Annotated in this window: 22 protein-coding genes; 14 read left to right on the top strand and 8 right to left on the bottom strand. The window is 41.3% G+C overall.

Annotation, left to right across the window (positions count from 1 at the left end; all coding sequences use genetic code 11):
- Positions 1 to 39: 39 nt before the first annotated feature.
- Entirely contained in the window at positions 40 to 1,296 is a 1,257-nt protein-coding gene (locus KJK34_RS12880) for an asparagine synthetase B (protein ID WP_438839211.1), read from the bottom strand.
- A 239-nt stretch (positions 1,297 to 1,535) separates the two neighbouring features.
- Between KJK34_RS12880 and ppsA the strand changes: the two genes are divergently transcribed.
- The 3 genes from ppsA to gap all read left to right on the top strand — a co-directional run bounded on the left by ppsA (position 1,536) and on the right by gap (position 6,263).
- On the top strand, positions 1,536 to 3,980 hold the full coding sequence (gene ppsA / locus KJK34_RS12875) for a phosphoenolpyruvate synthase (protein ID WP_223054293.1): 2,445 nt from the start codon (positions 1,536 to 1,538) through the stop codon (positions 3,978 to 3,980).
- A gap of 119 nt (positions 3,981 to 4,099) precedes the next feature.
- Positions 4,100 to 4,990, top strand: coding sequence for a lipoyl synthase (gene lipA / locus KJK34_RS12870; protein ID WP_223054292.1), 891 nt, complete (start codon positions 4,100 to 4,102; stop codon positions 4,988 to 4,990).
- A gap of 262 nt (positions 4,991 to 5,252) precedes the next feature.
- Positions 5,253 to 6,263, top strand: coding sequence for a type I glyceraldehyde-3-phosphate dehydrogenase (gene gap / locus KJK34_RS12865; RefSeq protein WP_223054291.1), 1,011 nt, complete (start codon positions 5,253 to 5,255; stop codon positions 6,261 to 6,263).
- Here the strand turns inward: gap and KJK34_RS12860 are convergent.
- From KJK34_RS12860 to KJK34_RS12850, 3 genes are all read right to left on the bottom strand, one after another.
- The gene (locus KJK34_RS12860; RefSeq protein WP_223054290.1) at positions 6,257 to 7,069 is read right to left on the bottom strand and encodes a purine-nucleoside phosphorylase; all 813 of its coding nucleotides are present in this window, start codon (positions 7,067 to 7,069) and stop codon (positions 6,257 to 6,259) included. The two genes, gap and KJK34_RS12860, sit on opposite strands and share 7 nt — an antisense overlap.
- Positions 7,032 to 8,057, bottom strand: coding sequence for a tetraacyldisaccharide 4'-kinase (lpxK, locus tag KJK34_RS12855; protein ID WP_236937654.1), 1,026 nt, complete (start codon positions 8,055 to 8,057; stop codon positions 7,032 to 7,034). Before lpxK ends, KJK34_RS12860 begins: the two co-directional genes overlap by 38 nt.
- Positions 8,058 to 8,137: 80 nt before the next feature.
- Positions 8,138 to 8,563 (bottom strand): hypothetical protein, encoded by a 426-nt coding sequence (locus KJK34_RS12850; RefSeq protein ID WP_223054289.1) that lies wholly within the window; start codon positions 8,561 to 8,563, stop codon positions 8,138 to 8,140.
- Between the two features lie 178 nt (positions 8,564 to 8,741).
- Here KJK34_RS12850 and KJK34_RS12845 point away from each other — a divergent pair, with 178 nt between their 5' ends.
- From KJK34_RS12845 to KJK34_RS12810, 8 genes are all read left to right on the top strand, one after another.
- Positions 8,742 to 8,978, top strand: a complete 237-nt coding sequence (locus tag KJK34_RS12845; protein WP_223054288.1) for a hypothetical protein — start codon at positions 8,742 to 8,744, stop codon at positions 8,976 to 8,978.
- A gap of 84 nt (positions 8,979 to 9,062) precedes the next feature.
- Positions 9,063 to 10,154 (top strand): Nif3-like dinuclear metal center hexameric protein, encoded by a 1,092-nt coding sequence (locus KJK34_RS12840; protein ID WP_223054287.1) that lies wholly within the window; start codon positions 9,063 to 9,065, stop codon positions 10,152 to 10,154.
- Between the two features lie 111 nt (positions 10,155 to 10,265).
- On the top strand, positions 10,266 to 11,045 hold the full coding sequence (locus tag KJK34_RS12835) for a zinc ribbon domain-containing protein (protein WP_223054286.1): 780 nt from the start codon (positions 10,266 to 10,268) through the stop codon (positions 11,043 to 11,045).
- Positions 11,002 to 11,928: an alpha/beta fold hydrolase gene (locus KJK34_RS12830; RefSeq protein WP_317196885.1), complete on the top strand. Its 927-nt coding sequence runs from the start codon at positions 11,002 to 11,004 to the stop codon at positions 11,926 to 11,928. The genes KJK34_RS12835 and KJK34_RS12830 overlap by 44 nt, the downstream gene beginning before the upstream one ends.
- Before the next feature lie 29 nt (positions 11,929 to 11,957).
- Positions 11,958 to 12,782, top strand: coding sequence for a 23S rRNA pseudouridine(2604) synthase RluF (gene rluF / locus KJK34_RS12825; RefSeq protein ID WP_223054285.1), 825 nt, complete (start codon positions 11,958 to 11,960; stop codon positions 12,780 to 12,782).
- Entirely contained in the window at positions 12,757 to 12,966 is a 210-nt protein-coding gene (locus tag KJK34_RS12820) for a zinc ribbon domain-containing protein YjdM (protein ID WP_223054284.1), read from the top strand. The genes rluF and KJK34_RS12820 overlap by 26 nt, the downstream gene beginning before the upstream one ends.
- A gap of 50 nt (positions 12,967 to 13,016) precedes the next feature.
- On the top strand, positions 13,017 to 13,913 hold the full coding sequence (locus KJK34_RS12815; RefSeq protein ID WP_223054283.1) for a helix-turn-helix domain-containing protein: 897 nt from the start codon (positions 13,017 to 13,019) through the stop codon (positions 13,911 to 13,913).
- Positions 13,914 to 13,998: 85 nt separating this feature from the next.
- Positions 13,999 to 14,847, top strand: coding sequence for an SDR family NAD(P)-dependent oxidoreductase (locus tag KJK34_RS12810; protein ID WP_223054282.1), 849 nt, complete (start codon positions 13,999 to 14,001; stop codon positions 14,845 to 14,847).
- Positions 14,848 to 14,924: 77 nt separating this feature from the next.
- On the opposite strand, the gene KJK34_RS12805 is transcribed toward KJK34_RS12810, so the two are convergent.
- From KJK34_RS12805 to KJK34_RS12790, 4 genes are all read right to left on the bottom strand, one after another.
- The gene (locus KJK34_RS12805) at positions 14,925 to 15,092 is read right to left on the bottom strand and encodes a hypothetical protein (RefSeq protein WP_223054281.1); all 168 of its coding nucleotides are present in this window, start codon (positions 15,090 to 15,092) and stop codon (positions 14,925 to 14,927) included.
- A 522-nt stretch (positions 15,093 to 15,614) separates the two neighbouring features.
- On the bottom strand, positions 15,615 to 16,499 hold the full coding sequence (locus KJK34_RS12800; RefSeq protein ID WP_223054280.1) for a bifunctional 5,10-methylenetetrahydrofolate dehydrogenase/5,10-methenyltetrahydrofolate cyclohydrolase: 885 nt from the start codon (positions 16,497 to 16,499) through the stop codon (positions 15,615 to 15,617).
- An 86-nt stretch (positions 16,500 to 16,585) separates the two neighbouring features.
- A complete protein-coding gene (ffh, locus tag KJK34_RS12795; RefSeq protein WP_223054279.1) occupies positions 16,586 to 17,926 on the bottom strand; it encodes a signal recognition particle protein in 1,341 nt (446 codons plus the stop codon).
- A gap of 519 nt (positions 17,927 to 18,445) precedes the next feature.
- Complete coding sequence (locus tag KJK34_RS12790; protein ID WP_223054278.1) at positions 18,446 to 18,913, bottom strand: hypothetical protein; 468 nt, start codon at positions 18,911 to 18,913, stop codon at positions 18,446 to 18,448.
- 217 nt (positions 18,914 to 19,130) lie between these two features.
- On the opposite strand from KJK34_RS12790, the gene KJK34_RS12785 reads away from it, so the two are divergent.
- From KJK34_RS12785 to KJK34_RS12775, 3 genes are read left to right on the top strand one after another with little or no spacing between them, the layout of a single operon-like run.
- A complete protein-coding gene (locus KJK34_RS12785; protein WP_223054277.1) occupies positions 19,131 to 19,652 on the top strand; it encodes an RNA polymerase sigma factor in 522 nt (173 codons plus the stop codon).
- A gap of 42 nt (positions 19,653 to 19,694) precedes the next feature.
- Positions 19,695 to 20,585, top strand: coding sequence for a FecR family protein (locus tag KJK34_RS12780; RefSeq protein ID WP_223054276.1), 891 nt, complete (start codon positions 19,695 to 19,697; stop codon positions 20,583 to 20,585).
- Positions 20,582 to 23,119 carry a TonB-dependent receptor gene (locus KJK34_RS12775; protein ID WP_223054275.1) on the top strand — a complete coding sequence of 846 codons (2,538 nt, stop codon included), beginning with the start codon at positions 20,582 to 20,584 and terminating at the stop codon, positions 23,117 to 23,119. The genes KJK34_RS12780 and KJK34_RS12775 overlap by 4 nt, the downstream gene beginning before the upstream one ends.
- Positions 23,120 to 23,152: the final 33 nt, after the last annotated feature.

Here is a 23,152-nt window from a genome sequence, read left to right as displayed (position 1 = left end):
CCCAATTCGGGAGGCTTTTATTTATATACCTCTACACAATCAAGTCTTAAGTTTCTTTTTCTTGGCGGCAGGAAAAAGTACATTATTCAGTATAAGCCTGTAGCCGGGCGAGTTAGGGTGCAGGTCGAGCACTGTTGGTGCATCTCCTACCCTGTGCTGATAGTCTTCAGGGTCGTGGCCGCCATAAAACGTAAACATACCTTTACCTTTAGTACCATGTATATAGCGGGCTTCATTGTTCTGCTTGTTCTCTCCCATTACTAAAATATTAGATTTTACCCTGTCAGCACGAAAGGCTGTTGTCTGCCCCATAAAGCCTTTAACCAGTTGTGTATGGTTTTGGCACAGCATGGTAGGGACAGGATCCCATTTTGCTGAATATTCCATTAGGGTAAAATAATCATTATCGGGTAAAATTCGCCTGTCATTAGTAGTGTCTATATCTGAAAATTCATACACAACAGGGTTTCGCTCCAGTATAAAGTCTTTAAAGGCAAAAGTACTGTTATATTCAATTCGGGACTGGTAATTTGGGTCGCTGGCATCACCGTCAAACATTGGCTCACAAATATCCACCCCTTCTGCCGAAAGCGCAATATCAAAACTGTCGGTCGCAGAGCACATAGCAAACATAAATCCTCCGCCTATAACATAATTTCGTATTTTATCGGCAACTGCCATCTTTTCTTCAGATACTTTGCTGTAACCTAATTTTGCCGCAAGCTCCTCTGCTTCCCTCTTCTGCTCAATATACCAGGGTGCGTTACGGTAAGCCCCGAAAAATTTACCATATTGCCCAGTAAAATCTTCATGGTGCAGGTGCAGCCAGTCATACAGCAGCAGTGCGTCGCTTAAAACCTCCTCGTCATATATAGTGGTAAACGGTATCTCGGCATAGGTTAACACCAATGTTACGGCATCATCCCACGGCTGCTTACCCGGCGGGGAATACACCGCTATTTTTGGGGCTTTCTCTAAAACAACGGTTTCCATGTTTTGAGACGGGCTGCTTATATCATCCATAATACCGTTTGCCTCAGCATCACTCAGTATCTCATAACTAACCCCCCTAATCTTGCACTCACGCCTTATTTCTTCGGTATCCGGCAGTAAAAAAGAGCCGCCCCTGTAATTAAGCAGCCAGTTTGCCTTATAGCTTCTGTCTAATGCCCAGTAGGTAATACCATAAGCCTTGAGGTGGTTTACCTGGCTGGTTTCATCCATAGGCAGCAGTATCATAGAAGCCTTTGCTCCAAGAGAAACAAAGAATAACAGTAGAAACGCAATCTTTTTCATCATCGTTTTTCAGCAGTTTTATTCAAAGATAGCAAAATGTATAATGCATATAAACTTAACTCTGCTAAACCTGTTTTTAGTACTTAACACTGTAGATATTTTACAATGATGTTACAGCAGCATTTTTAAGAATAATTTATTATAAATATAAACTAAAACGTTTTCGTAGTCAGCATAAAGCAGATACTTTTGAACATTTTTCAAACAAATCTAATATAAACCCACTAACACACAACTCTATGAATTTTACACTGCCCTTAAAGAATGTCGGCATTAACGACATTGCTAACGTTGGCGGCAAAAACGCCTCATTAGGAGAAATGCTCCAGAACCTTACACAGCTCGGCGTTAGCATACCCGACGGTTTTGTTGTAACGGTAGATGCTTACCGCGCTTATCTTGCCCACAACGGGCTGGAGCAGAAAATTACTGATATTATAAACACTATCAACCACGATAATATAGAGTCGTTGCGCAGGGGCGGTATGCAGGTAAGGCAGGCTTTTCTTAACGGTAAGTTTCCGCCCGAGATGAGAGTGGAAATCATTAACTGCTATCATAAGCTATCGGAACAATACGGGCAGGATATTACAGATGTGGCAGTGAGGAGTTCTGCAACTGCCGAAGACTTACCGGATGCTTCATTTGCAGGGCAGCAGGAAACCTACCTTAACGTTCGTGGGCCGGAAATGCTTATGGACAGCATAAGAAAATGTTTTGCTTCGTTATTTACTGACAGGGCAATAAGCTACAGGGAGCGTTTTAATTATGACCTGATGCAGCTCGGGCTGTCGGTATGCGTGCAAAAGATGGTGCGCAGCGACCTTGGCGCTTCGGGTGTGGCTTTCTCTATAGATACCGAAAGCGGATTTAAAGATGCTGTTATTATAAACGGTACCGTAGGGCTTGGTGAAATGCTGGTACAGGGCGCTGTTTCGCCCGACGAATTTATTGTATTCAAGCCTGCTTTAAAAGAAGGATATAATTCTATTATAGAAAAAAAGCTTGGCAACAAAGACAAAATGATGGTATATGGCGAAGGCGGAGACGAGCGTGTTACCATTATACCTACCGAGGAAAAAGCAAGGAAACGCTTTTGCCTTACCGATGATAATGTGCTGAAGCTGGCAAAATGGGTAGTAATTATAGAAGATTATTATACTAAGCTCCGCGATAAATGGACACCAATGGATGTTGAATGGGCGATAGACGGGCTTACTAAAGAGCTATTTATTGTACAGGCGAGGCCGGAGACCATCCACTCGCGGAAAGAACACAACGCTATAACCGAATACAGTATTGATGACGAGAGCCGACATGAAAAAGTGATTACTACAGGTATTGCGGTTGGCGATAAAATAGGCACCGGAAAAGCTACCATAATCTATTCGCTGGATAAGCGCGTAACCGAAGGCCATGAGTTTACTCCCGGCGATGTGCTGGTAACAGAAATGACTGACCCTGACTGGGAACCGATAATGAAGAAAGCATCGGCTATTATTACCAATAAGGGCGGGCGCACCTGCCACGCCGCAATCATAGCACGCGAAATGGGCATACCGGCTATTGTGGGCTGTGGTAATGCTACTGACATGATTAAAGAAGGCATGATGGTAACTGCATCTTGCGCTGAGGGTGACAAAGGTTTTATTTATGAAGGCGAAATACCTTATACTGAAACTGAGTATGACCTTAGCCTGCTTCCTGAAGTAAAAACGGATATCATGTTGAATGTAGCCTCTCCGGGGCTTGCGTTCCGTTTTTCGCACCTGCCCAATAAAGGTGTAGGGCTGGCACGTGAGGAATTTATCATCAATAATTATATAGAGGTTCACCCGCTTGCACTGATGCAGCACCGCGAACTTAATGACAGGAACTTAACCGCTGCAATAGAAAAGAAAATTACAGGCTATGCCAACGAAGAAGATTTCTTTATAGAAAAACTGGCAGACGGTATATCTAAAATAGCGGCTTCGTTTTATCCGCATAAAACCATTGTGCGTTTTTCTGATTTTAAAACCAACGAATATTACAACCTGCTTGGCGGTAAATATTTTGAGCCGGAAGAAGAAAACCCGATGATTGGCTGGAGGGGCGCTTCCCGTTATTATTCAGATGCCTATAAAGAAGCTTTTGGCTTAGAGTGCCGCGCCATTAAAAAAGCCCGTGAAGAGCGTGGCCTTAAAAACGTAGTGGTAATGATACCTTTCTGCCGCACGGTAGAAGAGCTGATAAAGGTAAAGGAAGTGATGAAGGAGTATGGCCTGGTGCGCGGCGAGCACGGGCTGGAACTGTACCTGATGGCCGAAATACCGAGTAATATACTTATGGCAGCAGAGTTCGCACAGCATATAGATGGTTTCTCTATAGGCAGTAACGACCTTACGCAGCTTACACTTGGGCTTGACAGGGACTCTTCTCTTGTGGCACACCTGTATGACGAGCGCAACCCGGCTGTAAAACGTATGCTGGAAATGCTAATCTCAACCGCTAAAAAAGCAGGTGTAAAAGTGGGTATATGCGGGCAGGGGCCTTCTGATTTTCCTGATTTTGCACAGTTCCTTGTCGGGCTGGGCATAGACAGTATATCGGTAACACCTGATTCTGTTATAAAAACGGTTAATGCCATAGCGAGTGCAGAGGCTTTAATTAAGGATAAAGCGGAAGTATTACAGGTAAACTAAAATAGCACTAAGAAATATTTTATATAAGCGTACCCAACGGGTGCGCTTTTTTATTAGCAGGGTAATGGTATGGGCTAATAGATAAATATCCCTTATCTTTGCAGCCTAAAGTTTTTGTTATGGAAACGATACTTGATACAGCAACACCAACAGCCCTTAACGGACAATTTACCCAAAAGCCCAAATGGCTGAGGGTTAAGCTGCCAACGGGTAAAAAATATACCGAACTGCGTGGACTTGTAGATAAATATAAGCTCCATACCATTTGTACTTCAGGCAGTTGTCCTAACATGGGCGAATGCTGGGGCGAGGGTACTGCTACTTTTATGATATTGGGTAACGTGTGCACGCGCTCGTGCGGCTTTTGCGGCGTTAAAACCGGAAGGCCCGAAACGGTTGACTGGGATGAGCCTGAAAAAGTGGCGCGCTCTATTAAAATAATGAATATTAAGCACGCAGTTATTACCAGTGTTGACAGGGACGACCTTAAAGACGGTGGCTCTATTATATGGGCTGAAACCGTGAAGGCTATCCGCAGGATGAACCCTGAAACCACACTTGAAGCCCTTATACCCGATTTTCAGGGGATAGAAAGGAACATAGACCGTATAGTAGCCGTAGCACCCGAGGTGATTTCGCACAACATGGAAACAGTGAAAAGGCTAACTCGCGAAGTTAGGATACAGGCTAAATATGAACGTAGCCTTGAGGTATTGCGTTACCTGAAAGCCAGCGGTATTAACCGTACAAAATCGGGTATTATGCTTGGTCTTGGCGAAACTGAGGAAGAAGTGCTGCAAACCATGCGCGACCTTAGGGATGTTAACCTTGATGTACTTACCATAGGGCAATACCTGCAACCCAGTAAAAAGCACCTGCCTGTAAAAGAGTTTATTACTCCGGAGCAGTTTAAAAAGTATGAAGAGGTTGGGCTTGAAATGGGCTTCCGCCATGTAGAGAGTGGCGCACTGGTGCGTTCATCTTACAAAGCGCAAAAGCATATTCTTTAGTCATAATGGAGACTTATGAAATAGATTATCTGCATTATGCTCATACACGTTCTACCTATCATAAGAAAGAACTATTTAAAGGTAATCTATGCGGATGTTTCTATTGCGAACAAACTTACAATCCCATAGAAATTATTGAATGGATTGATGGAGACCAAACAGCTTTATGTCCTAAATGCGCTATTGATGCCGTACTGAGCTCAAAATTTCCAATCAATGACCCAAGTTTTTTACACCAAATGCATAATTATTGGTTCTGATAATGCAAGCAAAAATTAATATAGCCATTAATGGGTTTGGCCGCATAGGCCGAAACCTTTTCAGGCTTTTACTGGATAACCCCACTATAGAAGTTACCGTTATAAATGATATTGCCGATACCCGCACGATGGCACACCTTGTTAAGTATGACAGCATACACGGCATACTACAGGGAGAGATAAGCCATACGGAGAAAAGCATACTAATAAACGGAAGGGAGTTTGCTTATACACGTAAGAAGAATATAAACGATATTGACTGGAGTGCTTTTGATGTTGATATAGTTGTAGAGGCTACGGGGAAGTTTAAAACCTATGAGGATGCTGAAAAACACCTTGCAGCCGGGGCTAAAAGGGTTATACTATCAGCACCGCCCGAAGACGACAGGATAAAGACCGTTGTACTGGGCGTAAACGAACATATACTTGATGGTACCGAAACCATATTAAGCAATGCAAGTTGTACCACTAACAATGCCGCCCCTATGATGAAGGTGATAAACGACCTTTGCGGTATAAAGAAAGCCTACATTACTACTGTACACTCTTATACCACCGACCAAAGCCTGCACGACCAGCCACACAAAGACCTGCGCAGGGCGCGTGGCGCAGCTCAGTCTATAGTGCCTACTACTACGGGGGCAGCAAAAGCATTGACCAAAGTATTCCCCGAATTTGAAGGAAAACTTGGTGGCAGCGGCATACGTGTACCTGTACCCGATGGTTCGCTGACTGACATTACGTGCTATGTAATGCGCGAAGTAAGTATTGAAGAAATTAATACTGCTTTTAAAACTGCTGCCGATAATGAGCTTAAAGGCATACTTGCCTATACTGAAGACCCAATTGTAAGCGTGGATATTCTTGGTAACACCCACTCCTGTCTTTTCGATTCGCAGCTAACCTCTGTAATAGATAAAATGGTAAAGGTTGTAGGCTGGTATGATAACGAGATAGGCTACTCCAGCAGGCTGATAGACCTTATTGAATACATCAGTAAGAAGAATCAGTAAGCCTTAATCAGTTCAGCAATAAGGGTACGCACCTTTGGTTCTGCCTTTTTGGCTGCCTGTAATACTTCTTCATGGTTTACTTCAGCAATAGTGTCTTCATTGCCCATATCGGTGATTACAGAAACGCCAAAGCACTCCATATCCATATGGCGGGCTACTATAACCTCCGGCACTGTTGACATGCCAACACAGTCGGCTCCCAGCGTTTTAACCATCCTGTACTCTGAAAGGGTTTCAAAGGTAGGGCCCTGCAACCCAAGGTAAATACCATCTTTAACCTCTATGTTCAGGTTTTTGGCAACTTCTTTTGCCTTATTTATCATGTTACGGCTGTAAGGCTCGCTCATGTTTACAAAACGCGGGCCGAAACGCTCATCGTTTTTACCCCTCAGCGGATGCTCGGGCATCAGGTTAATATGGTCGTAAATAATAACAATGTCGCCAACATGGTAATACGGGTTTACCCCGCCTGACGCATTGCTTACAATAAGCCTCCTTACGCCAAGGTGCTTCATTACCCTGACAGGGAAAGTAACTTCCTGCATGCTGTAGCCTTCGTAATAGTGAAAACGCCCCTGCATCGCTACCACCTTCTTTGAGCCTACTGTCCCGAAAATAAGCCTTCCTTTATGCCCTGCCACAGTAGAAACAGGAAAGTTAGGGATTTCATGGTATGGCAACGAATGTTCAATAGTAATATCTTCAGCAAAACCGCCCAGCCCTGAGCCAAGTATCACGCCATATTCAGGTGTAAAGCCTGTTTTGTTTTTAATGTATTCTACTGTTTGCTGTACTTTTTCCCACATAATCTAAAATTGTTTTGTCAAATTGCCCGCTATTGTTTAAAAATACGGTTTTAATAGGCAGGTAATATAATTTGCCGGCTGGTATCTTGCCTTTAAGCCTCATATAATCTTTTTCGGTGGTAATTATAATTCTGTTATCGGCAAGAGCTGTAAGTTCTGCTATTTCCTTTTCAGTAAAATCATGATGGTCAGGGTAGGGTTTAATGATATCATCATTACCTTTCACATATTCAAAGAAAGGCTTTGGTTTGGCGATGCCTGCAACCAGTATTTTTGACTTTTCCTTTACTTCATTTACCGCTATTTTACCTGCTTCAGAATATACATGATCATCATAACCGATAAAACTAAAAAACACCTTTTGCCCTTTTATTGGTTTCAGTTTTTTTATGACAGCCTCCTGCTCATTTGGCGTTAAACCAAGCGGACACTTGGTTACAACAATAACATCCGCACGCTTTGCCCCTGCCCTGCTTTCGCGCAAATTGCCTGCAGGGAGCAGGTAATCATCTGCATACAAATCAGAATAAGCCGTCAACAAAATATAAAAGCCTGCTTTTAGCCTGCGGTGTTGGTAGGCATCGTCAAGCACAATTACATCCGGCCTGTTGTTCATGCTAAGCAGCTTGTTAACGCCATTCACCCTATCAGCATCTACAGCTACTGTAATATCGCTGAACTTAGTATAGAACTGGTAAGGCTCGTCGCCAATGGTTTGGGCAGTTGCTTTGCTGTCTGCCAATACAAAACCAGTTGTTTTTCTTTTATATCCCCTGCTTAAGGTAGCGAGTTGATAATTATCTTTTAATAATCGAATCAAATATTCGGTCATTGGAGATTTACCTGTGCCACCTGTGCTCAGGTTACCAATAACAATAACAGGCAGCGGAAATGAATAACTTTTAAAGATGCCTTTGTTGTAAAGAACATTTCTTATAGCAGTTATAAATAAATATATCAGGGAAAATGGCAGTAAAATTTTTCGCAAGGCTTTATTAATTGATATGTAAATATAAAAAAAGTGCCCAATATGGGCACTTTTAAATTTAAGATAAATCAGTTTTAAAACTATTCTCTTGTAAATACAGTGATAGAATTAAAAGTTTGTCCGCCAAATTCTTCTGTAGTACTTACTCTTAGTTCGCTGCCTGTAAGCTTCTTGATTGTTCCTGAAACTGCATCTGCCCCTTCACCAATAGTAATAGTATTTCCACTTCTTGACCAAGAGTCTGTTTCTACATCAGTTTCACAGTCGCTCCAGTGTGATACATCCCTGTAAACACCACCTTCAACAAACTCAACATAGTCTTTCTCACAACCTTCTTCGTGGTCATAATCAATAAATACTTCCTGGCCTCCTGCAGCAGTACCCGTCTTAGAAAAATACCATTTTCCTTCAAGTGATGCGCTTGATCCGCCGTCATCATCACTGCCACAAGCTGTAAACGTTAAACCTGCTAAGGCAAGTGCAGAAACCATTAATAATTTTTTCATAGTAGTAATGTGTTAATGTTAAGATTTTGGCAAACATAATAATATTTTTTTAATAACATATAAAAATTTAAAATTTGTTTAAAGTGATAATTAGTATAATTTATAAATGTTTTAACTTCATTATCAATGCCTGTAAATGAATGATTTTTTAATTTTAAACTTTAAATAAAATATTCAAATGAAAAAAATTGTTTTTGCAGTAGCTGCATTTGCAGTAATGGTAATTATTTCATGCTCATCTGACGACAGCAGTTCTAACTGTGCTGTATGTACATTTAATCAGGAAGGAGTTAATATATCCGAATCTGTTTGTGAGGGAGAAAACGGGAATGCCTACCTTAATGACCAGGATACAACTATAGACTATGAAGAATACATCAGCAGCGCTGAAGACTCGGGTTACGAATGTAACTAAGCACACAACTGCCATCGGCAGTTTTTTTATTGGCTGCAACAGCCACAAATAGTATATTTGAACCAAACTAAAACACCAGCATAAATGAAGATTACCGATGCAATTGCCCTGCTTGAACGTATGGCACCACTTGCTTATGCAGAAGATTTTGATAATGTAGGGCTACTGACTGGCGATAAAAATGCACAGCTTAAAGGCATATTGGTTTGCCATGACGCATTAGAAGCTGTTATCGACGAGGCCATTACTAAGAACTGTAATCTTGTAGTTTGTTTTCACCCCATATTGTTTTCGGGGATAAAAAATATAACCGGTAAAAATTATGTAGAGCGCGCTTTGCTTAAAGCTATAAAGAATGACATTGCCATTTATGCGGTACATACCGCATTAGATAACCACAAGCGGGGTGTAAATAAAATATTCTGTAAAGCATTAGGGCTTACTAATACCAAAATACTGATACCTAAGGAAAACTACATCCGTAAGCTTGTGACCTATACAACCCCAGAAAATGCAGATGAACTTCGTAATGCACTTTTTAATGCCGGGGCAGGCAATATTGGTAATTATGAAAACTGCAGCTTTAATTCGCAGGGCATTGGTACTTACCTCGGAAATAACGAAAGTAACCCTGTAATTGGAGCGATAGGCGAATTTGTTGAAAGCCGTGAAATTAAAATTGAAGTCACTTTTGAAAAGCACCTTGAAGCTGAAATACTTAAAGCACTTTTCAGCAACCATATTTATGAAGAGGTGGCTTATGAAGTGTACAACCTGCAGAACCGCCACCAGAATATCGGATTGGGTATGATCGGAGAGCTTGAAACACCCATGGATGAGGAAGAATTTCTTTTAATGGTTAAAGAGAAAATGCAGTGCGGTGGCATAAGGCACAGCGCCTTTACCGGAAAGCAGATAAAAAAAGTTGCTGTACTGGGCGGCTCAGGTGCGTTTGCCATTAAAAATGCTATTGCAGCGGGCGCTGACGCTTATCTTACAGCCGATTTAAAATACCATAATTTCTACGAAGCCGAAGGAAAAATACTACTGGCAGATATTGGCCATTATGAAAGTGAGCGCTATGTAAAAGACTACATTGCCGGTTACCTTGAAGAAATTACCGAAACACCAGTATTAATTACAGAGGTAGATACTAACCCGGTAAAATACTTCTGATTTTCTAATTAGTACATTTTTTCGTATAGTTAAGTATGTTACGAAAAAAATCGCTAATTTTGCATTCATTTTATTCGGAAGAAAAACAAATATAGTTAAGTACTTACAAATATGGCTACTACCAAGGAAATAAGTGTTGAAGATAAATTAAGGGCACTTTACGATTTACAGTTAATTGATTCAAGAATAGACGAAATAAGGAATGTGCGCGGCGAACTTCCGCTTGAGGTGGAAGACCTGGAAGACGAAGTGGCAGGAATTACCACAAGGCTTGAAAAACTGAAAAGCGACCTTGAGTCAATTGAAGACCAGATTAAGGAAAAGAAAAATGCTATCGATGAGCACAAATCTGCCATCAAAAAGTATACAGAACAGCAAAAGAATGTGCGCAACAACCGCGAGTTCAACTCCCTTTCTAAAGAGATTGAATTCCAAGAGCTTGAAATACAGCTTGCAGAAAAGCATATTAAAGAAATGCGCGCTTCTATAGAGCACAAAAAAGAAGTTATAGAGCAAAGTGAGCAGAAGCTGGAAGACAGGAAAACACACCTGCAGCACAAAAAATCGGAGCTTGACGCTATAATGGCTGAAACTGAGAAAGAAGAAAACTTCCTTATGGAAAAGTCTGCCGAGTTTGAAGCACTGATTGAAGAAAGGCTTTTAAGCGCTTACAAAAGGATTCGTGGCAGCGTAAGGAATGGACTTGCAGTAGTTTCAATAGAAAGGGGCGCTTCGGCAGGTTCTTATTTCACCATACCGCCGCAAACCCAGATGGAAATTGCCAGCCGTAAAAAAATACTTACTGACGAGCACAGCGGAAGGATACTTGTTGACAGCGTGCTTGCCGATGAAGAAAGAGAAAAAATGGAACAATTGTTCGCTAAGTTATAATACAACAGCCCTCCGCCATGCGGGGGGCTTTTTTTACTACATGCAAAAGGTTCTTACCTATATACTCACAAAAAGTATCGGGCTTTATATTAACCTGCTTGGCTATATAGCCCCTAAAAAAGCCAGTACACTAGCCTATAAGTATTTCAGCACACCACGCGACGGCAGGCTCACACAGGAACAGCTCCCGGATATACTAAAAGAAGCCGAAGCCGAAATGCTTACGCACGACCAGTTTTTGTTCCAGATGTACAAATGGGGCAATGGCGAAAAAAAAGTACTGCTGGTACACGGGTGGGAAAGCAATGCCTCCCGCTGGGAAATTTTTATCCCTTACCTTCTCAAAGATAATTATACCATTATTGCGCTTGATGCTCCTGCACACGGCCTCTCGTCAGGACATGAATTTAATATTCCCCGCTATGCTGAGTTCATCGATATCATAGTCCGCAGCCTTAAACCCGATTACCTGATAGGCCACTCTGTCGGTGGGGCTACAGCGCTCTATTACCAGTCGCACTATCCTAACCAAATTATACAAAAAATGGTAGTTTTAGGTGCACCGAGCGACCTTAACACACTACTTACCAACTATGCAGGCCTGCTTAGCCTGAACAGTAATGTATTTGTAATGCTTAAAAAACACTTTTTTGAGCATTTTAAAATTAAGATTGATGAATTTTCAGGTAGCCTGTTCGCCAAAAAAATAACCATTCCCGGATTTCTGGCGCATGATAAGGATGATGAGGTGGTAAGCTATAAAGAAGGTAAAAAGATAGCCGCAGCATGGCAAAATGCCCAGTTTGTAACGACAACCGGTCTTGGGCACAGCATGCATGATGACAGGTTGTACAATCAAATCTGCATGTTCCTTAAAGGCTGATACAGCCCAAAATTCACTATTTTTACAGCATGGAAGACGAACTGAAACGGCTTAATAAGTTTATTGCAGAAACAGGCTATTGCTCCCGTAGGGAAGCCGATAAGCTGATTGAAGAAGGCCGTGTAACGATTAACGGGGTATTGCCGGAACTGGGCACAAAAGTGTCTCCGGATGATGAAGTGCGCATTGATGGAAAACTCATACGCGAAAAAACAGGGCGGCACACCTATCTGGCATTCAACAAACCGGTGGGTATAGAATGTACTACTAACCAGGATGTAAGAAACAATATTGTTGACTACATTAACTACCCAAAGCGTATTTTCCCGATAGGGAGGCTTGATAAGGCAAGCGAAGGCCTTATTTTTATGACAGATGACGGCGATATTGTAAACAAGATATTGCGCGCGCGCAACAACCACGAAAAGGAATATGTAGTTACGGTAAATAAACCCATTACCGACAGGTTCATACAGCGCATGGGCAATGGTGTACCGATACTGGATACCGTTACCCGCAAATGTAAAGTAGAGCAGATAAGCAAATATGTTTTCAGGATAGTGCTCACGCAGGGCCTAAACCGCCAGATACGCCGTATGTGCGAATACCTGGGGTATGAGGTTACAGCGCTTAAGCGCATCCGTATTATTAATATTTCGCTTGATGTTGCCGTTGGGCGCTACAGGGAGCTAACCCCTGCCGAAATTAAAGAACTTAACAAGCTGATAGAACCCAGCAGCAAAACAGAAGAGGCCAGCCTGCCAAAGACTGCACCTCGTAACAACAGCAAACCAAACCCTGACAAACATAAAAACACCAACCAAAACTATGGAAGTAAAAGACAGCAACGGTAATATATTAAATGACGGCGATACTGTAACCGTAATTAAAGACCTTAAAGTAAAAGGATCTTCAGCGGTTATTAAAAGAGGCACTACCGTAAAGAACATTCGCCTTACCGATGATCCTGCCGAGATAGACTGCCGCGTAAATAAAGTGGCTATGGTACTCCGCACCGAGTTTGTAAAGAAATCGTAGGCCTTATTCTTTACAAGGACTTTTGTATCTTTGTTTGAAATTTGCATCTTATGAAAACAGAAGGCCTAAAAGAATTTTATGAGCATAAAATGCAGCCGCTGCCCGAAAATATTAATGCCACAGCAGGGCACTTTAACATTTTCAGGATAGAAGACTGCCTTTCCGGTACTACCACAATTCAGTATGCCCGTCGTGATTACTACAAAATAACACTTATAAGGGGCGTTAACCGCTACCATTATGCCGATAAAAGTATTGAGGTAGATGGCACTTCTATGATTTTCTTTAACCCGAAGGTTCCTTATACCTGGGAACACATTTCGGGCGAGGCAACAGGCTATTTTTGCATCTTTACAGAACCTTTTTTTACAGAAAAGCTGCGTGGCAGCCTTCAGGAACTGCCTATGTTTGCCATTGGCGGTAAGCCTTCATATATATTAAACCAGACTGATGAACAGGCAATTGTAGCTGTTTTTGAAAAGATGCTTACCGAGATCGGGTCAGATTATGCTTTTAAGTATGACCTGCTGCGCAGTTACCTCAACGAATTAATACACTTGGCACTAAAAACAGAACCGGCTTCTAATTTATATGACCACCCTAATGCAAATACCCGTATTACATCTGTTTTCCGCGAGCTGTTAGAGCGGCAGTTCCCCATTGAGACACCGCAGCAGCGCTTTACCATGAAATCGGCGCGTAGTTTTGCCGAAAGCTTAGCTGTGCATGTTAACCACCTTAACCGTGCCGTAAAAGCGACCACAGGCAAAACCACTACCGCCATTATAAGCGAAAGGCTTGTAGCTGAAGCCAAAGCATTGCTCAGGCATACAGACTGGAATGTAGCTGAAATCAGCAACAGCCTTGGCTTTGAAGAAGCTTCACACTTTAATAATTTCTTCAGGAAGCATACCTCGTTAACTCCGTCACGATACAGGACTGTTTGATTTTTGCAATTATTGGTTTGCCCTGAGCAATAAGCAGCATACAAGTTGCCCATACCTTTGTATTGTAATTAAAAAAACAAACAGTATGGAAAATCAAAGTGCAAAAAAAGTATGGTTTGTAACTGGCGCAAGCAAAGGCTTTGGGCTTGAATTTATTAAGCAGGTACTGGCAAACGGAGACGCTATTGCAGCAACATCACGCAGTATTGACGGGCTTAAAAAAGCTGCCGGTACTGATAGTGAGAACTTTCTCCCGCTTGAAGTAGAACTGACTGATGAAACCAGCGTTGGTAATGCTATTGCCGAAACCATAGCGAAATTCGGCAGGATAGATTATGTGGTAAACAATGCCGGGTACGGACTTGCAGGCAGCCTTGAAGAACTAAGCGATGCTGAAGCAAGACATAATTTTGATGTAAATGTATTCGGCTCCCTTAATGTTATCAGGCAGGTAATGCCGCACCTGCGCAGGCAAGAATCAGGACATATTTTTAATATCTCATCTATTGCCGGCGTAACAGGCGGTTTTCCGGGTTTCGGAATTTACTGTGCCACCAAGTTTGCGGTAGTAGGCTTTACTGAAGCCCTTCAGGTAGAAGCTAAACCCTTCGGCATAAAGGTAAGCCTTGTATTACCGGGATACTTCAGGACCAACTTTTTGGAGTCTGATTCGCTTATCACTCCTGCAAAACAAATGGAAGAATATAAAGAAGTGCGCAATGTACTATCTATACACCAAAACCAGATTAAAGGCAACCAGCAGGGCGACCCGGTTAAAGGCGTTGCAGAGATACTAAAAGTTGCAGGTATTGAGAATGCACCTTTATATTTATTCCTTGGTAGTGACGCGCTGCAGATGGCACAAAACAAGATAAGTTTCCTTCACAATGAAACTGAAAACTGGAAACATGTAAGCACCGCTACAGATTTCTAAAAGATTTAGCTACTTATAAAAAGGTCCCGCAAATGTGGGACCTTTCATGTATTTTATTATTGGTAACTATATCTATATTACACCAACCCTTCAATATATTCATCAGTCGGCTTACAATCATTTCTAACCATATAAGTTACTATGTCTGCGTGCCTATTAATTAGATTTGTATGAGCACTTTCATCTTTATCTGCAATTACATACGCCTCTTGTGCAAGTTCTATTAGTTTTTCATTAAAGGTCATATCTCAAAATTTTATTATCAAATATAAGTTAAAAATCAACCCGATAGGAAATTAATCTTATCGGGTTTTTGCATATATTTTATCAGCATAGTACCTCCTGAATGTATTTATCGGGCGAACTGAAAACTTATAACATCTTAAATATAATAATATGAGAATTATGTTCTTAAAAACAGTAAATGCTATCAAATTATCATCAACATCTATTTTTATTATTTTTCTTCCATTACCTGCATATACTAAAAAGCCACTTCATTATGAGGTGTGGCTTTTTAGTTATTAATTTGTTTCAGTGTATTATTGTATTTTGTAACCTTATTATTTTTTCTTTCCTTGATAAAGTTTATTATTCTTATTCATTTGGTTAGAATGATTATTAAGGTTCTGTTGACGAGTTTTGTTAGTACCAGTCGTTCCTGTGTTACGGTTACTCATGTCTGATTTATGATCATTATCACTCATATCTTAATTATTTAGTTGTTATGATATAAAGATAAAAAAATTTAACTCATCGCATTATTGTTAGACCCTAAACTTTCTTTGCTCCCTCGCTAAAAGCGTATTCTTAAGCAGCATTGCAATTGTCATAGGCCCTACTCCACCGGGAACAGGCGTAATAAAAGATGCTTTTTTGCTTACATTATCAAAATCTACATCTCCTGTAATCCTGTAGCCCCTTTCGCTGGTTTCATCAGGTACACGGGTAATACCCACATCTATAACCACAGCATCATCCTTAATCATTTCAGCTTTAAGGTAATTAGGTACACCAAGTGCGGTAATAATAATATCGGCCTGTGTGGTAATCTGGTTAATGTTCTTGGTATGGCTGTGCGTTAACGTTACGGTACTGTTGCCCGGAAAGCCCTTGCGCCCCATCAGTATGCTCATAGGCCTGCCCACAATATGGCTGCGCCCTATTACTACTGTATGCTTACCGGCAGTCTGCACATTATAGCGCTCTAACAATTCTAATATACCAAATGGCGTAGCCGGGATAAACGTTGTCATATCCAGCGCCATTTTACCAAAATTCTCCGGGTGGAAGCCATCTACATCCTTACTCGGGTCTATAGCCATAATAACCTTTTGGGTGTCTATCTGGTCAGGTAAGGGTAGCTGTACTATAAAGCCATCTATATTATCATCCTGGTTTAGCTCCTCAATCTTTTTAAGCAGCTCCATTTCAGATGTAGTGCTTGGCATTTTAATAAGTGTAGATTCAAACCCTACACGCTCGCAGGCCTTTACTTTGCTGCCAACATAGGTAAGGCTTGCCCCGTCATTACCCACTATTACAGCGGCAAGGTGCGGTACCTTCTCGCCGTTTTGTTTCATTTTGTCAACCTGGGCAGCTATCTCGTTTTTGATATCCTCCGAGGTTTTTTTACCGTCTAATAATTGCATTTTGTGTTGTTGTGTATTTAGTTTTAGAATAGAATACTAATTAAAAAAGACGTGGTTACCCGCGCCTTTAGTGTATGTTTTTGCCGTTACGGCTTCATGCCTTTCATTCCGCCCATCATCCGCATCATGTTCCTGGCGCCCCCGCCCTGCATCATCTTCATCATTTTGCTCATTTGGTCAAACTGTTTCAGCAACTGGTTAACCTGCTGTATAGATGTGCCTGACCCTTTTGCTATACGGTTTTTGCGTTTCGCATCAAGCACGGCAGGCTTGCTGCGCTCTTCAGGGGTCATAGAATGTATTATCGCTTCTATATGCTTAAACGCATCATCTTCAATCTCTACATCTTTAAGGGCTTTGCCTGCACCGGGTATCATCCCGATAAGGTCTTTCATGTTACCCATCTTTTTTACCTGCTGTATCTGCGAAAGGAAATCGTCAAAGCCAAATTCGTTTTTGGCAATTTTCTTCTGTAGCTTGCGGGCCTCTTCTTCATCATACTGCTCCTGCGCCCTTTCAACAAGCGACACAACGTCTCCCATGCCCAATATACGGTCAGCCATACGGCTTGGGTGGAACACATCAATAGCTTCCATTTTTTCGCCTGTACCGATGAATTTTATCGGCTTATTAACTACCGATTTGATAGATATAGCGGCACCACCACGTGTATCTCCATCAAGCTTGGTAAGCACTACCCCGTCAAAGTTAAGCCTGTCGTTAAACGCTTTCGCAGTATTAACAGCATCCTGACCCGTCATAGAGTCCACTACAAACAGGGTTTCCTGCGGGTTTATGGCTTTATGAACGTTTGCAATTTCGTTCATCATTTCCTCATCCACAGCAAGGCGTCCGGCGGTATCTACAATTACCACATTAAAACCGTTTGCCTTTGCGTGGGCTATGGCATTTTGCGCTATCTGCACCGGGTTTTTATTCCCCTCTTCAGAGTACACCTCTACCCCTATCTGCCCCCCAACCACATGAAGCTGGTTGATTGCCGCCGGGCGGTAAACGTCGCACGCTACAAGTAATGGTTTTTTGTTCTTTTTAGTTTTAAGGAAGTTGGCAAGCTTACCTGAAAAAGTTGTTTTACCCGAACCCTGAAGTCCCGACATCAAGATGATGGAAGGATTACCCGAAAGGTTAACACCTGCCGTGTCGCCTCCCATTAGCTCTGTAAGTTCATCTTTTACCAGCTTTACCATTAGCTGCCCCGGTTGCAGGGTAGTAAGTACATCCTGACCGAGTGCTTTTTCTTTTACAGTATTTGTAAAATCTTTGGCAATTTTAAAGTTTACGTCGGCATCAAGCAATGCACGGCGCACTTCTTTAAGGGTATCGGCAACGTTTACTTCGGTAATCTTTCCGTGGCCTTTTAGTATATGTAAGGCTTTATCTAACTTATCGCTTAAATTTTCGAACATATCGAGGGTTTCTTTTATAGAAGTGCAAATTTACTAATTTGATTTTTAAGTTTACAGGCGTAGGGGCATAAAAAAACCGGCCTCGGGAAATAGGCCGGCTTTCTTTCGGAAAAAACCTGAATATTTAAAAAAAAACACAACTATTCTAATTTTCTGTACTGTGTCCCTGCCGAAAGCCAAACTAAAACTTTGCTTATGGAGAAACAGCTTACTCGGCAAGGGCTAAACAGTATCAGGAATATTTTACTAATTAAAAAGAAATTCCTGTCCCTTTACCTTATACCCTCCGGAAAAACCGGCCGCATTATGCCGGTTATCCTCGGGGCTCTATACATCAGCATTTCTTTTTCATAATATTGTAAATCCTGTAAAGCAGGTATTTTTAATACTTAATGTACTACTAAAACAATTTAATAAACCTTTACCCTACCGCTTAACAAAATTTTAACATATCAAATACTAATACAAAAAGGGAAGCAATAGCTGCTTCCCTCAAAATTTCTAAACTCAAAAATTAAATTAGTTCTTCTCAAAAGTAAGATAATCGGTCCCGCCATTACCACCACTAACGTCGATTAGTTTAATGGTGTTGTCATTAATTTCCAGTATATCCCAATCATCTGTCAGGTCTTCAAAAGAAGCCGTCGTAGAAAAAGCAATATTAAAATCAAGGTCGCTACTGCCGTTATCATCATCATCACTGCTATCACTGTCGGTAACGCTCCAGTTGCCCGTATAAGTATTGGTGCCGTTGGTTGCAGTTAAAACATTATTGTTTCCAAAGGTAAATGTGTAACCCTGAAAATGATTGGTTTCGTTATTACCGTCATCTTCATAAAATGTTACAGTCCATGTGCCGTTTTGTGCTGTGTCGGTCACTTCTGTTAAGCTTCCGTTGTTAACAGTACCGTTACTGTCGTCCGAACTGCATGAAACAAGTGATCCTAAAAAAATAAGTCCCGCCGCTAAAAAATTCGCTCTTCTCATAATGTTGTAATTGTAAATAGTTTTGTGTAAATGTAAAAGGCTATTAATATTCTGCTGTAAAAGTAGTAGGGTTTACAGATATAAGAATGTTAAACGAGTATAATGACACGATAGTTTAGAATTAACCTGATATCATTTAGAATTTATGATGTTAAAAAACAGCCTTACTACATCACACAGAAAAAAATCCCTAATTTAACAGCCATATTTATGCGCTATGAAAAATTTTTCTGTTAAAGGTATTTGCGAAGAAATTACGTTTTCGGCATTCTTTAAAGAACATGCCAAATCGCTGCGCAATTATCTTTACTACAAATTTGGTAACGAAGAGCAGGCGGAAGATGTAACACAGGAAGCTTTTATAAAGCTTTGGCAAAACTGTGCCGATGTTCCGCCCGAAAAAGCAAAATCTTTTTTATATACCGTTGCCAATAACGCCTCATTAAACCAGATTGCCCATCAAAAAGTAGTGCTGCAATATGCACAGAAAAACACACACGTACACACCGACGGGCATAATCCTGAATTTTTAATGGAAGAAGACCAGTTCCGCGTTAAGTTGCAAAATGCCATAGCAGGACTATCTGAAGCGCAACGTACTGCATTTCTTTTACACAGGATAGAGGGGAAGAAATACCAGGAAATTGCTGATATACTGGGAATAAGCGTTAAGGCAGTAGAAAAGCGAATTCACTGTGCGTTGGTAGAACTACGAAAACAAATTGACAATATAAGGTAGGGATTTTTACAGTTAAACTGTTATACTCTAAAACGGATGAAAATGAAAGAAGATGTAAAACTGGCGAAATGGCTTGAAGGGAGCATGGATGAGAATGAACTCAGAGAGTTCATGGCTTCGCCTGAGTTTGAAACTTACAGGAAAATTAAAGATTATTCTGCAGAGCTTGTGGCTCCGCAAACCGATATTGATGCACTATACACAAAAATACTGCAAAACAGGGAACCGAAGCCGGTAAGGAAACTTACGCCATGGTTTGCCCGCATAGCAGCCGTATTGTTTGTTGTGCTGGGTGTCGGTTACTTTTTCTATACAACACAAACAACTAACCACATTGCAGCAGCAGGAGAAAGGACAGAATTTTCTTTACCTGATAACAGTACTGTAGTGCTTAACGCTGCGTCTGAAGCGCAGTTTCGTACCTGGAACTGGGATAATAACCGTGAGGTTGAGCTGACAGGAGAAGCTTTTTTTAAAGTTGCAAAAGGCGAAAAGTTTGATGTGGTAACACCATTGGGCACTGTAACGGTTGTAGGTACACAGTTTAATGTTAAAGCCCGGGAAGGCCGCTTTTATGTAAGCTGTTTTGAAGGTAAAGTAAAAGTAAGCAGTAAAGGCCGGGAGATAATGCTAACTCCGGGACAAAGTGTTATATTTGAAGACGGTAAAAACATAGCCGAGCCTTCTGCTGACGGAACACAACCGGGATGGATAGTATATGATGTTGCATTTAAAAAGGAAAAGCTGGAGAACGTAATAGCCGAAATGGAGCGCCAGTATAACGTTGATATAACACTACCGGCAGGTACTTACAGCCTCTATAACGGTCACGTTAAGATGAATGATTTAAAAACCGCCCTGCAGCAAATAGAGTTATCCTACCAATTAAAATCTGTAAGGGAAGGTGATAAAATCATACTTACCCGTGAATGAAATTAAGCTTTAGGGAACTGCTTATACTACTGCCGATTTTTTTTTTCGCCTCCAGCACTTTTGGGCAGGGCGAAAAAAAGAGTATTCCCTTAAAGCGTATTCTTGATACCATAGCAGTACAGCACCACGTAAAATTCAGTTATGCCGAAAATGATGTTTTTGGGCATAGTATTTACCCGCCGCAGGCCGAAATACCACTACGGGCCAAACTTGTATATATCAGCAACCGCGCAGGGCTTAATTATAAAGAGCTGGGCGAATATATTGTTATCTATAAAGCTAAACAGCGGGAAATAAAGAACTTTTGTGCTTATGTTACCGACGAAACCGGGATGCCTATAGAAAATGCATCTGTACAGGTAAATGACGCAAAAAATATTGTTACCGGCGCTGATGGCTATTTTGAACTGAACACCACACTACCCGAAAAAATAATCATTGGGCATATAGGCTACGAGGCTGTAACAGTACCTATTGCCGATTTTACGGGAGATTGCCTTAATATTGTATTACGCTTTGATGTAATGCAACTTGATGAGGTTATCACCGAACGCTTTTTAACCACCGGTATCTCTAAAAAGAAAGACGGCAGCTTTACCATAGAGCCTAAAAAGTTTGGTATTTTACCTGGTGTTACAGAGCCTGATGTACTACTGGCCATGCAACAGCTACCCGGCATAATGAGCGTTGACGAAACGGTATCTAATATTAATGTGCGTGGCGGTACCCACGACCAGAACCTTTTTATGTGGAATGGCATACGCCTTTTCCAGACGGGGCATTTTTTCGGGCTTATCTCTGCCATCAATCCTAACATTGCTTATGATATTAAAATTGTTCGTAACGGTTCTTCTGCTTTTTATGGCGAGAGTGTATCGAGCGCAGTTGATATTTCATCACACTCAGCAGATGTAGAAGACGGGCAGACCACCATAGGCAGCAACATGATAAATGCCGACTTTTATACCAAAATTAAACTTAATGAAAAGTCGGGTATAGAATTATCTGCAAGGCGCTCGTTTACAGACCTGCTTGACTTTCCTACTTATGATAAATATTCGCAACGGATATTCCAGAACACGGTTGTTACCCAACTGCAAAACAGTACAGATATAAATTACAGGGGCGACAAAGAATTTTATTTTTATGATTTTACAGCGCAATACCACCGTAAAATTGCTGATAAGCACGAACTGTTTATACATTTAATAGGCATTAACAACAAGCTCGATTTTACGCAGGGAACTGTCACGGAAACAAATACAATAACTTCTATAAGTAATTTAGACCAGCAGACCTTTGGCGCTTCCGCAGACTTTAACAGCCAATGGTCAGAAACACACAGTACAAAATTCGGAATATATTCATCCTATTATAATGTAGATGGTACCAGCCAGTCTTTCGAAACAGGTACAGTTACCACGCAGGAAAACAAAATAAAAGACAGCGGCTTCCGGTTTTCGGACAGTAATCAGCTAACTTCATTATTTACCCTGCATACAGGATACCAGTTTAACCAGACAGAGATTGACAATATTGATATTTCTGATTCTCCCGCCATTGACCGAAGTGTGAACCAGGTATTGCGCACCCATGCTTTTATAGGTGAACTGGAGCATAACCCTGAAACAGAAAAAATATATGCACGTGCAGGGCTCCGCATTAATTATCTGGAACAGCTGAAAACTATTTACATTGAACCCAGGCTTCAGTTTAATTATATAATAGACCATGCGTGGCAGGCAGAGCTGCTTGCGGAGCGAAAAAGCCAGACTACCTCTCAGGTGGTAGAACTGCAAAACGATTTCTTGGGCATAGAAAAAAGGCGATGGGTGCTTGCCAATGACATTGATGTGCCGGTACAGCGCAGCAGCCAGGTATCTGTTGGCATCAGCTATAGAGATAAAGGCTGGCTGGTATCGATAGACAATTTTTATAAAAAGGTAAATGGTATAACCACCTATAGCCAGTCGTTCCAGAACCAGCTTGAGCAGATAGAGGCAAAAGGCAGCTACAGGGTTTTCGGCTCAGAATTTTTAATACAGCGCCAGTTTAAAAACTTCTACACCTGGCTAAGCTACAGCTGGAATGATAACCGCTACAGGTTTGATGGCGTGCAGCCCGAAAAATTCTCTAATAATTATGAAATAAGCCACGCTGTAAACACGGCGGCTATTTATGAATGGAACAATTTTAAAATAGCAATAGGTTCGCGGTGGTTTACAGGCCGCCCAACAACAGATCCGTTACTTAATGTGCCTGTATATGATAATGAGGGTAACCCATCCATATTTTATGAATATCCCAATACTGATAATCTGAGCGATTTTTTTCAGGTCAACTTCTCAGCGTCTTATTTATGGCACATCACACCAAAAGTACGTGCCCAGTTTGGGCTGTCTGTGCTGAATATTTTTAACCGTAGCAACATACTTAACCGCTATTACCGTATAAACGCCGCAGAAGATATTGAGCGTGTTAATACCTACGCCCTTGAGCGTACACCCAATGCCCTCATAAGGATCAGCTTTTAATAAATAACAAAGCCTGCTTTTTACAGCAGGCTT

This window comes from Flavobacterium coralii, assembly GCF_019891545.1.
Classification (GTDB): Bacteria; Bacteroidota; Bacteroidia; order Flavobacteriales; family Flavobacteriaceae; genus Flavobacterium; species Flavobacterium coralii.
This window is presented reverse-complemented; position numbering and strand designations above follow the sequence as displayed.

Excerpts from the sequence above, each read along its gene's own strand:
- KJK34_RS12880 (WP_438839211.1), bottom strand. The coding sequence starts at position 1,296 with ATGAAAAAGATTGCGTTTCTACTGTTATTCTTTGTTTCTCTTGGAGCA.
- ppsA (WP_223054293.1), top strand. The coding sequence starts at position 1,536 with ATGAATTTTACACTGCCCTTAAAGAATGTCGGCATTAACGACATTGCT.
- lipA (WP_223054292.1), top strand. The coding sequence starts at position 4,100 with ATGGAAACGATACTTGATACAGCAACACCAACAGCCCTTAACGGACAA.
- gap (WP_223054291.1), top strand. The coding sequence starts at position 5,253 with ATGCAAGCAAAAATTAATATAGCCATTAATGGGTTTGGCCGCATAGGC.
- KJK34_RS12860 (WP_223054290.1), bottom strand. The coding sequence starts at position 7,069 with ATGTGGGAAAAAGTACAGCAAACAGTAGAATACATTAAAAACAAAACA.
- KJK34_RS12850 (WP_223054289.1), bottom strand. The coding sequence starts at position 8,563 with ATGAAAAAATTATTAATGGTTTCTGCACTTGCCTTAGCAGGTTTAACG.
- KJK34_RS12845 (WP_223054288.1), top strand. The coding sequence starts at position 8,742 with ATGAAAAAAATTGTTTTTGCAGTAGCTGCATTTGCAGTAATGGTAATT.
- KJK34_RS12840 (WP_223054287.1), top strand. The coding sequence starts at position 9,063 with ATGAAGATTACCGATGCAATTGCCCTGCTTGAACGTATGGCACCACTT.
- KJK34_RS12835 (WP_223054286.1), top strand. The coding sequence starts at position 10,266 with ATGGCTACTACCAAGGAAATAAGTGTTGAAGATAAATTAAGGGCACTT.
- KJK34_RS12830 (WP_317196885.1), top strand. The coding sequence starts at position 11,002 with ATGAAGAAAGAGAAAAAATGGAACAATTGTTCGCTAAGTTATAATACA.
- rluF (WP_223054285.1), top strand. The coding sequence starts at position 11,958 with ATGGAAGACGAACTGAAACGGCTTAATAAGTTTATTGCAGAAACAGGC.
- KJK34_RS12820 (WP_223054284.1), top strand. The coding sequence starts at position 12,757 with ATGGAAGTAAAAGACAGCAACGGTAATATATTAAATGACGGCGATACT.
- KJK34_RS12815 (WP_223054283.1), top strand. The coding sequence starts at position 13,017 with ATGAAAACAGAAGGCCTAAAAGAATTTTATGAGCATAAAATGCAGCCG.
- KJK34_RS12810 (WP_223054282.1), top strand. The coding sequence starts at position 13,999 with ATGGAAAATCAAAGTGCAAAAAAAGTATGGTTTGTAACTGGCGCAAGC.
- KJK34_RS12805 (WP_223054281.1), bottom strand. The coding sequence starts at position 15,092 with ATGACCTTTAATGAAAAACTAATAGAACTTGCACAAGAGGCGTATGTA.
- KJK34_RS12800 (WP_223054280.1), bottom strand. The coding sequence starts at position 16,499 with ATGCAATTATTAGACGGTAAAAAAACCTCGGAGGATATCAAAAACGAG.
- ffh (WP_223054279.1), bottom strand. The coding sequence starts at position 17,926 with ATGTTCGAAAATTTAAGCGATAAGTTAGATAAAGCCTTACATATACTA.
- KJK34_RS12790 (WP_223054278.1), bottom strand. The coding sequence starts at position 18,913 with ATGAGAAGAGCGAATTTTTTAGCGGCGGGACTTATTTTTTTAGGATCA.
- KJK34_RS12785 (WP_223054277.1), top strand. The coding sequence starts at position 19,131 with ATGAAAAATTTTTCTGTTAAAGGTATTTGCGAAGAAATTACGTTTTCG.
- KJK34_RS12780 (WP_223054276.1), top strand. The coding sequence starts at position 19,695 with ATGAAAGAAGATGTAAAACTGGCGAAATGGCTTGAAGGGAGCATGGAT.
- KJK34_RS12775 (WP_223054275.1), top strand. The coding sequence starts at position 20,582 with ATGAAATTAAGCTTTAGGGAACTGCTTATACTACTGCCGATTTTTTTT.